This is a genomic window from Cupriavidus sp. 21MJTG02-4 (assembly GCF_057798975.1).
Genome location: NZ_JBYOJP010000003.1, coordinates 184,041 through 198,657 on the forward strand (window position 1 = coordinate 184,041; position 14,617 = coordinate 198,657).

General features: G+C 60.3%; 14 protein-coding genes and 1 pseudogene. 5 read left to right on the top strand and 10 right to left on the bottom strand.

What is annotated here, in order from left to right; all coding sequences use genetic code 11:
• Positions 1-384: 384 nt before the first annotated feature.
• The 3 genes from AC3FKH_RS07180 (at position 385) to AC3FKH_RS07190 (ending at position 3,244) form a co-directional block, all read left to right on the top strand.
• Positions 385-1,956: a hypothetical protein gene (locus tag AC3FKH_RS07180; protein ID WP_488674178.1), complete on the top strand. Its 1,572-nt coding sequence runs from the start codon at positions 385-387 to the stop codon at positions 1,954-1,956.
• Between the two features lie 125 nt (positions 1,957-2,081).
• A complete protein-coding gene (locus AC3FKH_RS07185; RefSeq protein ID WP_488674180.1) occupies positions 2,082-2,267 on the top strand; it encodes a hypothetical protein in 186 nt (61 codons plus the stop codon).
• A 506-nt stretch (positions 2,268-2,773) separates the two neighbouring features.
• Positions 2,774-3,244 (top strand): hypothetical protein, encoded by a 471-nt coding sequence (locus tag AC3FKH_RS07190; RefSeq protein ID WP_488674182.1) that lies wholly within the window; start codon positions 2,774-2,776, stop codon positions 3,242-3,244.
• A gap of 123 nt (positions 3,245-3,367) precedes the next feature.
• On the opposite strand, the gene AC3FKH_RS07195 is transcribed toward AC3FKH_RS07190, so the two are convergent.
• The 8 genes and pseudogenes from AC3FKH_RS07195 to AC3FKH_RS07230 form a co-directional block, all read right to left on the bottom strand.
• A complete protein-coding gene (locus AC3FKH_RS07195; protein ID WP_488674184.1) occupies positions 3,368-3,607 on the bottom strand; it encodes a DUF2789 domain-containing protein in 240 nt (79 codons plus the stop codon).
• Between the two features lie 37 nt (positions 3,608-3,644).
• Entirely contained in the window at positions 3,645-3,842 is a 198-nt protein-coding gene (locus AC3FKH_RS07200; protein WP_488674186.1) for a hypothetical protein, read from the bottom strand.
• A gap of 73 nt (positions 3,843-3,915) precedes the next feature.
• The gene (locus AC3FKH_RS07205) at positions 3,916-4,614 is read right to left on the bottom strand and encodes a hydrolase (RefSeq protein WP_488674188.1); all 699 of its coding nucleotides are present in this window, start codon (positions 4,612-4,614) and stop codon (positions 3,916-3,918) included.
• Between the two features lie 301 nt (positions 4,615-4,915).
• Positions 4,916-5,650 carry a peptide-methionine (S)-S-oxide reductase MsrA gene (msrA, locus tag AC3FKH_RS07210; protein ID WP_488674190.1) on the bottom strand — a complete coding sequence of 245 codons (735 nt, stop codon included), beginning with the start codon at positions 5,648-5,650 and terminating at the stop codon, positions 4,916-4,918.
• A gap of 36 nt (positions 5,651-5,686) precedes the next feature.
• Positions 5,687-7,519, bottom strand: a complete 1,833-nt coding sequence (locus tag AC3FKH_RS07215; RefSeq protein ID WP_488674192.1) for a cytochrome c biogenesis protein DipZ — start codon at positions 7,517-7,519, stop codon at positions 5,687-5,689.
• 40 nt (positions 7,520-7,559) lie between these two features.
• The gene (gene msrB, locus AC3FKH_RS07220) at positions 7,560-8,078 is read right to left on the bottom strand and encodes a peptide-methionine (R)-S-oxide reductase MsrB (protein ID WP_488674194.1); all 519 of its coding nucleotides are present in this window, start codon (positions 8,076-8,078) and stop codon (positions 7,560-7,562) included.
• 409 nt (positions 8,079-8,487) lie between these two features.
• Complete coding sequence (pstS, locus tag AC3FKH_RS07225; RefSeq protein ID WP_488674195.1) at positions 8,488-9,534, bottom strand: phosphate ABC transporter substrate-binding protein PstS; 1,047 nt, start codon at positions 9,532-9,534, stop codon at positions 8,488-8,490.
• A 337-nt stretch (positions 9,535-9,871) separates the two neighbouring features.
• Positions 9,872-10,084, bottom strand: a pseudogene (locus tag AC3FKH_RS07230) (polyphosphate kinase 1); the annotation flags it as partial.
• A 224-nt stretch (positions 10,085-10,308) separates the two neighbouring features.
• On the opposite strand from AC3FKH_RS07230, the gene AC3FKH_RS07235 reads away from it, so the two are divergent.
• Both AC3FKH_RS07235 and AC3FKH_RS07240 read left to right on the top strand, forming a co-directional pair.
• Positions 10,309-10,587: a DUF3562 domain-containing protein gene (locus AC3FKH_RS07235; RefSeq protein WP_488674196.1), complete on the top strand. Its 279-nt coding sequence runs from the start codon at positions 10,309-10,311 to the stop codon at positions 10,585-10,587.
• Between the two features lie 80 nt (positions 10,588-10,667).
• Positions 10,668-10,898, top strand: a complete 231-nt coding sequence (locus AC3FKH_RS07240; protein ID WP_488674197.1) for a hypothetical protein — start codon at positions 10,668-10,670, stop codon at positions 10,896-10,898.
• Between the two features lie 432 nt (positions 10,899-11,330).
• On the opposite strand, the gene AC3FKH_RS07245 is transcribed toward AC3FKH_RS07240, so the two are convergent.
• Positions 11,331-12,398, bottom strand: a complete 1,068-nt coding sequence (locus tag AC3FKH_RS07245) for a porin (protein WP_488674857.1) — start codon at positions 12,396-12,398, stop codon at positions 11,331-11,333.
• 1,277 nt (positions 12,399-13,675) lie between these two features.
• Entirely contained in the window at positions 13,676-14,617 is a 942-nt protein-coding gene (locus AC3FKH_RS07250; protein WP_488674198.1) for a VOC family protein, read from the bottom strand.

Consider the following 14,617-nt stretch of genomic DNA (forward strand, 5'->3'; position numbering starts at 1 on the left):
GAATGGTGTTTTTACGATAACTGTATATTTATACAGTATCGGTCGGAACGCAAGGGGGAGGTGGAATGTGATCGGGCCCAGGTGATCCAGCGCGAGGATCGGCGTGAGCCAGGGAGGACCGTTGTCGGCCACAACCTGCCTGTCGCCGGTTCTCCAAAGCAGCCACCCGAGAGGCAGTTCCGCTCTCAAACCAGACAGTCGGGCTACGGAAGCACGTCGGCCAAATGACCATGGGCCTCCGGCCACAATGGGGGCGGCAATGTGGCCGGTTACCTGCCGTTCGGCTGTGAGCGGCAACGGTGTTTGCCGCAATCGCGATTTTGATACTTAGTAAAGAAGCAGTCACCTCGGTAGGATGGCGACAGCTTTTCTTAAGGAAGAAATATGCGGCCAACAACTAATCAACTGCCGACGCTAGGCTACTTGCACAAGGTCGTGTGCGACTGCCTAGGACTGTGGAACAGCGATAGCGAAGATGTTACTTTCCACGTCTCCGCCACGGAGAAAGATCGACGCACCGCGTTGCGGCAGGCTTTCGAGGCAATTAAGAAAGAGGATGGCGGGTACGGATCTCTCGACGACCTGATCGCGGTGACTACCCATTTTGCCCCCCAGGACACGCAGAAGGTCAAAAAAAGCAGAACGATCCAAGCCTACGTAAACCACCTTTCAAAAACCGACTTTGAATCCGTCGATGAATATAGTGAGTTAAACCAATACATCGAGGCTCTAATCACCGAGCGTTACGCCCTCTGGGGCGTTTCCGAACTGGCGGTAAGATTTTACATATCAGCGCTTGGTCACTATCGGGAGTTCGTTAGAGAGTACGCCTGCAATGCGCAGAGCCAGACGCACAGCTTTCAGTGTTTTCTCAGTCAAGATCTTCGCGCGCTGTCGAAGACACTAACCCGCGAACTATTACCAGACGACGCCTGGCCAGATGCGGATCTGAATGAGCCGTGGCCCTTGAAAGGGTTCGCGGATGGTGCTTGCCGGGTCACCGGTATTTCACTACATAAACTTCATCAGTACCACGAGTTTCAGCAAAAGGAGCCGCTCAAAGAGAAAGCATGGACCCGTGACTTCACCGCCCAGCATGTCAACACTCGGTCCAAACAAGTGATTGATCGACTACGTAAGCACCACAGGATGAAGTGGGAAACCTTTTATCCAACCCTTCAACCGCTTACCTACCGCCTGCCGAAGGCTGTCAGCGAAAACGCTTTCGCGATTCACGCGTTTGCGGCAATGATCGCGCACAACCTTAATGTCCATGTGGCAGCTTACGGGCCATTCGCGCCCCCGGCGCGAGGCCGCTTGACGAACGACCCGGTAGAGCACAGCCACTCAATCCCCAGCAGCGACTTGATAGATCTGCAAATCAACGGCTACACCATTACCGATGAATCTGTCGCTCAACACGCGCCCTACCGCTATCGAGCTCTGCTCGACGGGATCAGGAGCTTACCTGGGTCACTCAACCTCGCTGCAGACATTCCGGGCAGCGCTGAGCTAGTCTACAAGAATGAATATAGGCGGTTCACTGAAGCGGCTTGGCATGTAACGTTAGAGAACGCCCCCGGTTGGCTCACCGAATGGGCACGCGCTCGGGATGCGATGTTTACCCGTGACAGCCTGCTGGCTCTCACGCACTTCAAGTCTGCGCTTGAACAGGCAAAGTACGCCGCAGGGCCACTTTTCATCTCTTTTTACATTCAAGTCTGTGCGTTCTGCAAATCTCAGTATCGACTGCTTTCCGAGCGAAATGAGGTTGAGTTGTTCGATCGCTTTTACGAAGGCTTGGGCCAGGGCGCAGCAAACTATGCAGGATTGATGGGCTACACCCCACAGCACGTGCGAGACCCCAAAACTCTGACGCCCCATACAACGCTACCTCTGAAGACTCAGTGGATTATCAGAGAAATCGACGCTTATGCAAGAACCTTACGTAGCTGAAACGCCCCGAATTCCAGGGGCGTGTTCCAGGTAGGCATGAAATTCAAAATGCATCACTAAGCCGGAGAGTGATGTAACCCTTAGTGATCCGGCAAGGAGATAGAAAATGAGCAAAGGTGGCGGTAATGGCGGTGGCCTTAGTGGTGGCTCCCAAGGCGGTGGCGGCAAAGGTGGCGGATCATCTGGAGGTGGCCGTGGCCAAGGGAATGGCGGTGGATGGCCCAGTGGAACAGGGAAACCATCCGGTGGAGGGCGCAGCAATGCACCCGCTGGCGGTGGGGAAAAGTAAGTCTGACGCTGGTTTTGCCTAACAACTCCGTCGAGAGGGTTCGCCCGCAAGCTGCGCTTGTGGGTTCCCCTTGCGGCTTCGCCGCTGTGGCGGCCCATCACGTCAAACATTAACTAGCAAGGAGGTTTCATGGCTTATCACTATCAATGCGCAGAGTGTATTGCGCTCTGCACCTAGAAGCAGCACGAGAATGACGAACCCGTATACAGCGTCGTAAACGGCGATCTTTGCTGACGACTTGTCCATGAGTGGTCGCCGGGAATGGCTGCTGTTCTTTTCTTTGTTACCCGACTTCCGGCTACGTGCTGAACGAAGGTCCGTTGAGGGTCGAGAACAGCCGACCGCACCGGGCCTCGCAACACAGTGCTGGGCAAGGGCCGCCCTCGCTACCCCGGTGCACGAGGCGTGCCCTGCATTGGCTCGGCAACCGAACCCATGCGGACCCGGCGACGCTTCCAGAGTGGCACTTGACATCTCTGCCGGCGCGAACTTTGCTTGCGATAGGAAGCGGCCCTCCAGTTATCGCCCATGTCCTTGCAGATGCCTCCTTCGCCCTCCGCCCATACTTGGGCTCTACACTGCACGCTCTTTCGCGGGCAGACGCCGCCGCGCGCATGCCTGTACCTGCTCGCGGACCTGCGCCGGGGCGTCGCGCTGTCGGCCGTACTGGCCGAGCAGCCGCTGGGTTGTACCTTGGCCGCATGGCTGGAGGCGGCCGCTATCGGCAGGCCCCGGCCACGGGCGCTGCAGTCGACCGAGTTGCCCTCGGAGCAAGACCGGCGGGCTCTTTGCGCATGGATTGCGGCCTACGACGTTGTTCTAGAGCCGCAGAATCTGGGTGGGCGCTTCTGGAAGCCTGTCGATCAACTCCTGCAGTCGGCATGGGAAAGCCTTGGCCTGGCGCCCGGCGCAGTCGGCGAGATGCCGACCTGGTCCGGCGCGCAACAGGGTCTGGACCGCTGGTTTCGCGAACATTGCCAGCACCTCAGTGGCGTGTGAGACCGCGTGCAGAAGGCGTCTGCGATATTGGCTACCCGCTGGAAGTAGCAGTGGCACCACCGCTTGCCACCGCGGATTTTTTCAACCACGCCTTGCGCCACGTGCATTCGAGACGTCGAAAGATCAGGCAATACCTCGCAGCGCCAGATTCAGTTGGTCAATGACGGGTACCCAGTCAGCGTCATCGATGAATTCGTCTCGCAGCAATGCCGCCTGAGATGGTGTCCAGAATGGCGCCTCGCATAACTCGATGCTGCGCGGTAAAGGTGAGTGTGCGGCAATGAACTCGCCGATGGCGGCTTCGTCGGTAGGTAACCCAAGTTGGGCGAACAGATCGACGAAGGTCGGAAACTGCTTGGTCATGATGGTTTCTCTTTTGAACGCGCACCGCGACGTTGCGTCATGTCTGGGGCAGCAACACCAGGCCCAACCTCGGCGAGCGCTTGTTGAACGCGCTGCGTGCGACCAGGGCACAAACCGCCAGCGTTCCAGCCAGTACCCCGAGGGACGACGAGGTGTGCCCGTGAGATGAAAATCCCGTCGCGAACGCGACGGCGGCCATTTCCAGCTTACGACCGAGTTTGTGATTGCGTGCCATAGCGGTTGCCGCCCTTCGCCTGCGCTCATTCATGGTGGCCCGGCTCTCAATGCCGCGCCACCGACCGTGGATATCAGTACTCAGTCACCGGCGCATGCACCGGAGCGATCGATTGGTGCGGCGTCTGCGTGCGCTGGGCGGCTTTGTGCACCATCGTGTAGGCGTAGTCGATGCCCATGCCGTAGGCGCCTGAATGTTCCTTGGCCAGGCCGGTCACGGCGTCGTACGTGTCGCGGTTCTTCCAGTCGCGCTGCCATTCGAGCATGACCTGCTGCCAGGTCACAGGTACCACGCCGGCCTGGATCATGCGCTGCATGGCGTAGTCATGGGCTTCCTTGCTCGTGCCACCCGAGGCATCGGCCACCATGTAGATCTCGTAGTCACCTTCCAGCATCGCGCTCAGTGCGAAGGTCGTGTTGCAGACTTCGGTCCACAGGCCGGCGACGACGATCTTCTTGCGGCCGTTGGCGGCCAGCGCGTCGCGCACCTTCTGGTCATCCCATGAATTCATCGAGGTGCGTTCCAGCGTCTGCTTGCCGGGAAACACGTCGAGCAGTTCAGGGTAGGTATAGCCGGAGAACGATTCGCTTTCCACGGTGGTGATGGTGGTCGGCACGTCGAAGATCTTCGCGGCCTTGGCCAGACCCACGACGTTGTTCTTCATGGTCTGGCGGTCCATCGACTGCACACCGAAGGCCATTTGCGGCTGGTGGTCGATGATGATGAGCTGGCTGTTGCGCGGGGTCAGGACTTGCAGCTTGGCGTTCGACATGGGTGGTCTCCGGTGAATTAATTCAGTCAGTTTGAAGTTTTGATCTGGCAGTTCCTTCGCGAGCAGCACTGCCACGTGCAGAACTATAGCGACCGCCACCCCGGAGAAAGTGGCGTATCGCTGTCATAGTTATTCAAAATTACTGAATATGAGTCCTCATCATCAAAACCACGCCTGCCACGGCCAAATTGCAAAGCTGTAGTGGTGTAGTCGGGCTAGAATCGAAGTCGGAGACCGGCCAGTGGAGGGTCGGACTCAGCTATCAATGCTCCCCGGCCAGCGGGCGCCCCGTACCCCAGTCTCAGGCCCCGGACCTGCTCAGCAACACGGGATCGTTGCGATAGAGATCGGGAAAGATCTGCTTCAGGTTGCCGATCTTGGGCAGGTCGTTGATCACGATGTATGGGTGGTGCGGATTCTTCGTCAGGAAGGCCTGGTGATAGGCTTCGGCCGGGTAAAACCCCTTGTAGTCCTCCACGCGCGTCACGATCGGTGCGCGGAACGACTTGGCTGCCCCAAGCTGGCCGATATAGGCCTCGGCAATCGCGCGCTGCGCCGGCGTGACCGGAAAGATCGCGGAGCGGTATTGGGTGCCGTGATCGGGCCCCTGGTAGTTGAGCTGGGTCGGGTTGTGTGCCACCGAGAAGAAGACCTGCAGCAGCTTGCCGTAGCTGACTTGCGCCGGGTCGTAGCGGATCTCGACGGATTCCGCGTGGCCCGTCGTGCCCGAGCCGACTTTCTCGTACTGCGCCGTGCTGGCCGCGCCGCCGGCATAGCCTGATGTCACGCGCGTCACGCCACGCACGTGCTCGAATACGCCCTGCACACCCCAAAAGCAGCCGCCCGCAAACACGGCCGTCTGGATGTGGGCATCGCCGGGCTTCTCGTCCTGCGAGGGCGCGGGAATGCGTACCGCATCCTCCGCGGACAATGCGGGCCGCCCCCAGAATCCGGCAGCCGCAGCCAGCATGGAGACACCAATCAGTCTGAGCGTTGTAGAGCGCGTCAGGCGCTGCAGTGTTGAGATCGCGTTCATGTGAATCTCCTTGGGTTCTAATGGTTGGCCGAGTGCTTAGCCGAATGTGAAGGCATAGGCCTCGACGCCAGGATCGAGGAATTCGATGGCAAAGGTACGGTCCCTGATCGCGCCGTCCTGCCGCACCAGTTGGTACAGACGCTGGGCCGTGACCTCGCCGGTTCCATCCGGCGCGGTGTCGGTGCCGTGCGACGCGCCCGGCGCGGCGCCGTCGATCGTCACGCGGAACCTGACCGGCTTGCCGTCCTGGCTCGGGCCGAGTACGAGATGCAGGTCGCGCGCGTGGAAGCGGTAGACGATGCGTCCGTTCGGGCGATCAAGCGTGGCGTGCTCCGCGCCGATGCGCCAGTTGCCGGCCAGGCCCCATTGGTTCAGGCCCGGCTGCGCGGGCACCGTGTAGTCCTTCGGCAGGTCGGGCACCGCACCGCCAGGCGAGCCGAAGTTCTCCGCGCGTTCATAGCCGACATAGGTTTCCGGCGATCGCATAGCCCCGTTGTCCGCCGCCATCTCCACTCCGCGGGCGGCATGGTCGTGCAACGTTGCCCGCATGGCCGTCGCCATCCTTGCCACGTCGGCGTGGCCGGCTTCTTCCAGCAGTTGGCGGATGACGGCTTCAGACCGTTCGTATTCCCCCTCGCCGAAATGGTGGAAGCGGATCCGGCCCTGTGCGTCAATGAAGTAGTGGGCGGGCCAGTACTGGTTGCCGAAGGCGCGCCAGATGGCGAAGTTGTTGTCGATCGCCACGGGATAGGTCACGCCGAGGTCGCGGGAGGCCTTCTTCACATTGTCGATATTGCGCTCGAACGCGAATTCCGGGGCGTGGACGCCGATGACGACGAGGCCCTGTTCCTTGTACTTCTCAGCCCACGCCTTCACGTAGGGCAGCGTGCGCAGGCAATTGATGCAGGAGTAGGTCCAGAAGTCGACCAGCACGACCTTGCCGCGCAGGCCCTCGGCGGTCAGCGGTGGGGAGTTCAGCCATTCGACGGCACCATTGAGTCCCGGGAAGAGGCCTTCGACCGGCAGCGCCGCTGCCCCACCCCCGGCACGCATCATCATCGCGCCCCCGCTGACGTCGTCCGGCACCGCGGCTTTCGGATTCGCGCTCATCATCATCGTGCCATCCTGCTTGTCGGCGGCCTTGTTGCCGGCCAGCCTGTTGACGAGGTGCTGCTCCAGTCCGCCCGTGGCAAGCGTCGAGACACGCGCCAGCACGCCGGTATCGAGACCCAGCCCGATCGCCACCACGCCGACGAGCATGGCGGCGCCGATGCCGCGGCGTATCCATTCGCCAGCGTCGAGCGAACGCTTCATGGCCGCGAACACGCGTCCGCCGATCAGCAGGGCCACTGCCAGCGACGTCGCCGCGCCGGCGGCATACGCCAGCAGCAGCAGCGTGGTACCAAGGTTGGCGCCTTGCAGTGCCGCGCCGGTCAGGACGAGGCCCAGGATCGGTCCCGCGCAGGGTGCCCAGAGCAGCCCAGTGGCGATGCCCAGCAGGAACGACGAGGCCGGGCTGGCTGCTCGGCCATCGGCCTGCGCGAAGTTGGACAGGCGGCTGCCTGCGTTGACCAGCGGACGCATCAGCCGCTCGGCAAGCCGCGGTAGCAGCAGCGTCAGGCCGAACACGGCCAGCAGCGCAATGGCGAGCCAGCGTCCATACTGGTTGGCCTGCGCCACCCAGCCGCCGCCCACGGCCGCCAGCGTGGCCACCAGCGCGAAGGTGATGCCCATGCCGGCCAGCAGCGGCAGGCCGCTGCGCGCGAAGGGCTGGTCCGCGCGTGCGAATACGAACGGCAGTACGGGCAGGATGCAGGGGCTCAGGATGGTGAGCGCACCGCCGAGATAGGCAAGGATCAGGAGCAGCATGGTTCTGTACGTATCGAGAGGGAGGGCTTCACGGAAGTCGTCAGGCGGCGGGCCGGAATGTCATGGCGACGCCGTTCATGCAATAGCGCAGGCCGGTCGGCTTCGGGCCATCGTCGAAGACATGTCCCAGGTGACCGCCGCAGCGCCGGCAATGGACCTCGGTGCGCAGCATGCCGAAGGTGCGGTCCTCGGTGGTACCCACGGCGTTCTCCAGCGGCGCCCAGAAGCTGGGCCAGCCGGTCCCGCTGTCGAACTTCGTCTTCGAGGAGAACAAGTCGAGCTCGCAGCCGGCACAGGCAAAGATGCCGTTGCGGTGCTCGCCATTGAGCGGGCTGCTGAAGGGTCGCTCCGTGCCCTCGTTGCGCAGCACGGCGTACTGGGCCGGGGACAGCTTCCGGCGCCACGCCTCGTCGCTCATGTTGACCTCGAAGCGTCCCGCTGCCTTGCCGGCCTCGCCAGCAATCGCCGCGCCGCCGGCCAGCGCGCGCCAGCCGCCCACGGCGGCAAGCGTGGCGGCCAAGGTACCGCGTGACAATAAAAAACGCCTGTTGATGCGCATGATGGCCTCCTATGCAGGTCAGGGCGGCGCAGGTCTGGCAAGCACTTCCGCTGGCTGCTCCTGTCGCGTCACTGCTGCATTAAAGGTGACCGGTGTATCTGGCCTGTAGTGTCTTGCGACGCAGATTGTCAGCGCAAGTAGCCAGACTCCAGCTTGATACGGAGCGATACAAGAATCCGACGGGACCGCTCTGCGTGTGACGCCGGCACGATGTAGCGGCCGCCGTTCATCTATGGCCGCATGCTGCCGATTCTGATCCTTTTTGGAGTGGCCGTATCGTATCTATAGGCCTGCGGCCCCCAGTCGGCTCGCCCGGAATCGCTTCAGCGAAGCAAAGACCGTGTCGGACGGTCCCCCGACACTAGTTCCAGTAGCTTCCATGCGCCAGAAGTGCTTGCGCGGCACCCGGTCATTGAAATGCCTCCTTCCAATACTCCTCAACATACCTTACGAGACCCGCGGGGAGTGCGACATAATGCTCGGCCGCCGCATCTGCCTGCCCCTGCGAGAGCGCCCAACGAAAAAACGTGATCGCGTCTTTGGTCTCAGCAACGTTGCCGCGCGCCTTGGAGACCAGGACAAACACGACACCGGCTATAGGCCATGCGTGCGGGCCAGGGGCATTCGTCAGTACCTGGTAGAAATCGGCTCTTGGATTCCACTCGGCCGCTGTGACTGCAGCACTAAAGCTTTCAGTTGTTGGTTGCACGAATACCCCGTCTCGATTCCTGACCGCGGCATAGGACAACTTACCCTGCAAAGCGTAAGTCAACTCAACGTAGCCAATGGATCCCTTCACATTGCGTATGTAGGTGGCTACCCCTTCGTTTCCGTTTGCGCCTATACCGACGGGCCATTTCACAGTTGTGCCCGCGCCAACGCTTTCGCCCCACTGCGGGCTGACCTTCGCTAGATAGTCCGTCCAGTTGAACGTGGTGCCAGAACTGTCGCTCCGATGAACGACCACGATCTTCTGATTGGGAAATGTCATGCCCGGATTTACCGCTGCAATGGCCGGGTCATTCCAGTTCGCGATCTTTCCCTGGTAGATGTCCGTCAGCAGCGAACCGGTCATACGCAACTGCCCCGGTCCGACGCCATCCAGATTAATGACCGGCACAACGCCGCCGACGACGATTGGAAACTGCACCAAACCTGCCACCCGCAAATCCTCTGGCCTGAGTGGCATGTCGGTGGCACCAAACGTCACGCTTGCCGTTCGGATCTGGCGAATCCCGTTCCCGGATCCGGTGGGCTGGTAGTTCACCTGCTGACCGGTTCTTGCGTAGTACGTCGCCGCCCACTTGGACATTAGGGGATAGACGAAAGTGGATCCTGCCCCGGTGATATCTCCCGCATGAGCAGGCGAAATGGCGCCAACCCCCAGCAACAGGATTGCCACCAACCGAACCACAATATGGAAGGACCGTAACCGGTAATCTTGCGTGCGCCTCATGATTGTTCTTCCTTCTTCTGGACGGCTGCTTCTCTGCCCTGCGCAATTCAGGCCAGCAGTTCCTCCCGCTGCGAGGCGTCATCAGACACCACACATCTTCATCGGACCAAGCGGTACTGCCCCCGTCTGGGGGCTCCCTGTATCCGACACGAGGAGAGTTACGGCCCCACATGCCAGCGGTTGTCTTGCGATCGTGACAGTCATATTTCTGTCACTTGGCATGCCGCTGGCATCCGAAGGATTGACAGGGCATGCGAGGAGGATAGTGCAGGAAACCACACGGTGGGTCACGTTAATACTGACAGCAACAGATGCTGCGCACCCTCTCTGTCCTGCGCGTCAATCCTTCCGCGATAACGCGGTTCTTCAGCTTGCCGTCGAGGATAGAAAAGCAGATCTCGATCCGCCGCGACAGGCTGCGCTCCATCCACTCGCCACTAGACAGCATCACCTTCTCGGCGCCGCCCTCGTGAAAATAGAAGATGCGCGAGTGTTCGAGAAACCGCCCCATCACCGAAATCACCGTGATGTTCTCAGACAGGCCCGGAACGTTAGCCACAAAATCTGGCCGGCACACGTCACAGCATGGAGTTAGATCGGCGCCCCGATAGTGTGGGCGTTGCCAGCTCGTCTACGCAAATCGGCACGATGCAGATTTCGGTATATCCCGTGTGCGCCCGGGAAGACGTCCGGATTCGCCTGCACGAATTGCAAAGGACATTGAACAGAAGCCGTCTACACTGGAGTCTCCGCTGTTGCCGCCGGATTTATTGTATGAGTCACGTTTTGGCATTTTCACCAGATAAGCTTGATTCGACCGGTCGTAACTCTGGCGGCAGCGGTCCGGCACGACCTGCTTCTGGAACCGATGCCATCGAACGAATTGCGAGAACTTGCAATGTACCCAAGGACGTGATTCAACGAGAATTCTGGCAGGCCTGGGATGCACTTGTGAGTGATGCGAAGTGTCTGGACTATGTGCTGGTCCTTGCTGAGAAAAGAGTCATGGAGGCAATCCGACGAAAAAGCCGCTCGGTAACATCGATCGAGTGATCGCTTTGTTCGCCTCGGGCGCGAGGCTCCCACATCAGGCAGTCAACTATGGTTTGCGAACGCAGAAAGCTTCAGAGCCTATGTCAAAAAACGATAAGAAGCGGTACCTGAAAGCACTTAACCGGCGTCTGAAGAAGGAGTCGACGGGCAAATTCGATACTGTCTTTGTCTTCGATCCTCCCGGCTCGAAGCCGAAGGATGCCACCGGCGTCACTGTGAGTGGACCCGCCAGTGACGAGATCCTTGCCGTGATGAATGCCGTTCAGGCTCGCGTGTTCGCAAAGTACAAGGATCAAAGCTTGGATAAATAGAACACGAACTCAATTCGAGTTGCTCCAAGATCATGCTGCTGCGCTTCGCGTTATGTAGGTCGAGTCGCTGCAGAGCAGCGCCCGGATGACGCGCGTTCTTGTTTCGTGGGCATCGCGTTCATTCCCTGTGGAAAGACTTTCGGCGAAACGAGCGATATTCTTGGGGTCATCGCCGCCTCGCCCGGAGTCCCTTAAGAGCGCAAGCAACTTACTGGCAGGAGCCAAGCGGATTCTTGCAATACGGCACGTTGCTCCAACTGAACAGATCTAGCGCTTCCAACTCGGAGACGGCACCGGCGCGTCAACGACAATTACAGCCACAGGCGAAAAAAAGGCCGGCATTGCCGCCGGCCAACGTCCTTGAACCCAGTGACAAGCCAAGGTCGATATGAGCTGTCGTTGGCACGCGCGAACGGCGTGCCGGAGGATCGATTAGAAGCGGTGACGCACCCCCATCATCGCGCCAGTCTGGTTCTGGCCCGGCAAGGTATTGGCGGTACCGGTCACGCCGAAGGTGGCATTTCCCTTGTTGCTCACATAGCCGAGCAGCAGGTACGCGTCGGTGCGCTTGGAGAAGGCGTAATCGGCGTTCAGCACAAACATCCACGAATCCTTGCTGTCAGTGCGGGCGTCCGTATAGTAAGCTGCGCCGGTCAGCGTGAAAGCCGGAGTGAACTTGTAGTTCGCGCCAAGCCAGTACAGGTTGTCGTGACGGGCCGTACCAGTCGTGACCTCGTCGCGCATCCAGCGGTAGCCAGCGAACACCTTGGCATCACCGAAGGCATACGAACTGCCAATCGCAGCGCGCTTGGCAGTCAGGTCCGCCGAAGCCAGGGTACTGCCCTGGAACTGGTCATAGGCGACGCCCACCGAGAACGGGCCGTTCCCGTAAGCGAGGCCACCGCCAAAATTGGTGCCGACCTTGAAGTGGCCCGGAACTTCGCCGCCGAGGCCGGAGGTCACGTCGCGCCCGAAGCTGTAGAAGCCGGTTGCGGTCAGGCCGCCGAACTTGCCGGTGTACTTGATGGCGTTGTCGGCGCGGCCGTTAAACTGATTGTCGACGGAATTCAGCGAGTACATCGGGCCTACCGCCATCGGGTCATAGGCACCGAACAGGTCATACAGCGAGTTTTGCTGACGGCCCAGGGTCACGGCACCGAAATCGCCCTGCAGGCCAACATAGGCCTGGCGACCAAACAGACGGCCGCCTTGGGCGGACTTGCCGGTGTCGATATCAAAACCGCTTTCCAGCACGAAGATGCCCTTCAGGTTATTGCCGAGGTCCTCGACCCCACGCAGACCCCAGCGCGAGCCGGACAGGCCACCCGATGTCACACCGGTGACTGAGCCACTTCCGTTGGCGCCACCGTTAACATGGCTTTGAAAACTGATGCCTGCATCAGCGATGCCATAGAGCGTCACGTTGGACGATGATTGGGCAAGGGCGGCACCGGACATGGCGCAAGCTGCAACTGCCACTGCGAAGAGAGTTTTTTTCACTGTCAAATCCCGTTTCTTTTTAAACGAAGGGTCCTGGCGGTGGCGTCACGGCTCGCACGTGAGCCGAAACCGCCTACCGACGCGGCCACGAGATAGTGCGACAGGAATGTGACAGGATTAAGTAAACAATTGTCCGGGCTTGCGGATAATTATTTCAAGCTCACGAACAATGTTGCTTTTGTGTCGCTGCGCAAGGTGCCAACCGACCTAACCCAAGGTCCCGAAATCACCTTGTGCTCCATTGCGGGCGCCGGCGTACTAAGGCGGAGGTGAGCCAGAGACCCAAGACCTAAACGTCGCGACTGGGGCTGACTTGCTCAATAAATCGGCACGATCACTGCAGCGTCTCTGCTGCGATGCGTTCGGCTGTAGGAGAAGTGCAATCTTTCTTGCCTAAACTGCGAAGCGAGGGGCATGGCCGATACTTCTCCAACTGGGGTGAAAAATTTTTGACGAAATCCGTGTCGGTGTGTGCCCCTAACAATCCCTTCGGCTTGCAAATGCTGCATGTCCCAGTAATCGTTAAAGGCCTCGACTGGCACCGTGGCTTTTGAAGATGCGAACTCGTCGATGGCTCTCTGTACGACGCGTACTCCTTGACCGCAGCGACGGTTCAATCGGACCGCCAGCCTATGTATTCGGCGACACCACAAGCCCTCCGTGTTGATTGAAACATGAAGCTCTACTCGTCGGCCGAAGGAATGGCGGTGCGGTATTACTCGTTCAGGGACGGCCGCGACATGGAGGTGGACGGCCGACCGAGACCGGCCACGAGGCGACGCCCGCTCTCGCTGCTGTTGGGACATTCACACGTCCGCTTTCCTCCAGGTCGCAGCCGTTCCGATGGCTTGGATCCCGTTACGTCGGTTTTGCCTGACTTTCCCAGCAAGGATTGATCCCCCGTTGGCACCGCTCCGCTTTGCGAACGCGTGCTCACGACTGAACTAGCCGTCGGCTTTCCATTGCTCGCCATACGACGCCACTAACCCTTAGCCTCTCCGTCGCAAGCACTGAAATCGCGTTGCTCGAAGCCGCGGACATCCGATGGCGTGAGTGCAAACCACTGGCGGCGGCGCGCGACAATGCTGATTGAGCAGGAAAACCAAGCATCAGAGAAATCTGGCCGACCGCCAGCTTGGTGCTTCGAAGATAATGCAGCGCGAGGGCTTTGCGAACCTCGCCCCTCAGTGTTTCGAAATTAGTGCCCTCTTCCGCGAGCCGGCTGCAGCGTTCTCGGATGCATGGCAAGCCTCGAAGCACCTCTCACAACGGCCGCCCTATTCCTCCGTATTTCGCGTGAAATTCGCCGGAACGTCTGGCCCCCACAGGAAAAGAGAGTCTTCGGGAGCAAAATCCCCACTTGGCCACGCCTGCCCGACAGCGATGTAGTCGATCCCGGCTGAGTACTCGCAAAACGAACCCCACGGGTCCTCGACATAATGAAAATAGTTGGACCCAAGCACGTGCCTGCCCGTCCCCCACCCGCCGGCATAACCGGCGGCCGCCATCTGCGCGGCGCCTTCGCCAACCGCGTCCACATCGTCGACATCCCACGAAGCATGATGCCAGCCACGAGCACTGCTTTTAGCAAATGCCAGCAAATGGTGATCGCAACCATGCGGGGCGTGCGTGAACGCAATCAGGTCGCGCGATCGATCTGACAAGCGCAGGCCGAGCGCTCGCTCGTAGAAGTCGACCGCGCGCAACACATCCGGTGTGAACAGCAGGACATGAGACAAGCGATTGGGCACTACGCGGCGCACATGGGCGCGCGTGCATGCGCCGCGCGCATTGGCGTCCGCTCCCGCGCGCTCCTTCCGCGCTTTCTGGTCCGGCGAGGTCTTGGGCCCCGCCCTAACCAGGATCAGGTTGCCATCCGGGTCGTGGAACCACAGTCCATCGTCCCCACCGTTGCCCGGCGCGCAGGCTTCCTTCGCCCCGGCGCGGGCGACCTGATCTCGCAGCAAAGGCATGTCGGCGTCATAAGCGTTGAAGCACAGATAGGCCAGCGATTTGCGCGCCGCCGGCAAAATTCGCGCCCAGCGATGCCCGTCGGCGGCACGCAATGCAAGCTCGCCGCGATCTGGGCCGGCAGCGTCCACCCCCAGCCCAAACGCATGAAAGAAGGCCTGCGCTTCAGCCAGCGATGGAACGTTAAGGGCGAAGTGATCAATCGAGTGGACGGCCGCGCGCGCCGGCCGCAGTGCGGAATGGGTCAT

Bases quoted from the DNA above. Each gene is read 5' to 3' on its own strand.
- AC3FKH_RS07180 (WP_488674178.1), top strand. From the start codon at position 385: ATGCGGCCAACAACTAATCAACTGCCGACGCTAGGCTACTTGCACAAG.
- AC3FKH_RS07185 (WP_488674180.1), top strand. From the start codon at position 2,082: ATGGCGGTGGCCTTAGTGGTGGCTCCCAAGGCGGTGGCGGCAAAGGTG.
- AC3FKH_RS07190 (WP_488674182.1), top strand. From the start codon at position 2,774: ATGTCCTTGCAGATGCCTCCTTCGCCCTCCGCCCATACTTGGGCTCTA.
- AC3FKH_RS07195 (WP_488674184.1), bottom strand. From the start codon at position 3,607: ATGACCAAGCAGTTTCCGACCTTCGTCGATCTGTTCGCCCAACTTGGG.
- AC3FKH_RS07200 (WP_488674186.1), bottom strand. From the start codon at position 3,842: ATGGCACGCAATCACAAACTCGGTCGTAAGCTGGAAATGGCCGCCGTC.
- AC3FKH_RS07205 (WP_488674188.1), bottom strand. From the start codon at position 4,614: ATGTCGAACGCCAAGCTGCAAGTCCTGACCCCGCGCAACAGCCAGCTC.
- msrA (WP_488674190.1), bottom strand. From the start codon at position 5,650: ATGAACGCGATCTCAACACTGCAGCGCCTGACGCGCTCTACAACGCTC.
- AC3FKH_RS07215 (WP_488674192.1), bottom strand. From the start codon at position 7,519: ATGCTGCTCCTGATCCTTGCCTATCTCGGCGGTGCGCTCACCATCCTG.
- msrB (WP_488674194.1), bottom strand. From the start codon at position 8,078: ATGCGCATCAACAGGCGTTTTTTATTGTCACGCGGTACCTTGGCCGCC.
- pstS (WP_488674195.1), bottom strand. From the start codon at position 9,534: ATGAGGCGCACGCAAGATTACCGGTTACGGTCCTTCCATATTGTGGTT.
- AC3FKH_RS07235 (WP_488674196.1), top strand. From the start codon at position 10,309: ATGAGTCACGTTTTGGCATTTTCACCAGATAAGCTTGATTCGACCGGT.
- AC3FKH_RS07240 (WP_488674197.1), top strand. From the start codon at position 10,668: ATGTCAAAAAACGATAAGAAGCGGTACCTGAAAGCACTTAACCGGCGT.
- AC3FKH_RS07250 (WP_488674198.1), bottom strand. From the start codon at position 14,617: ATGACCCATTCCGCACTGCGGCCGGCGCGCGCGGCCGTCCACTCGATT.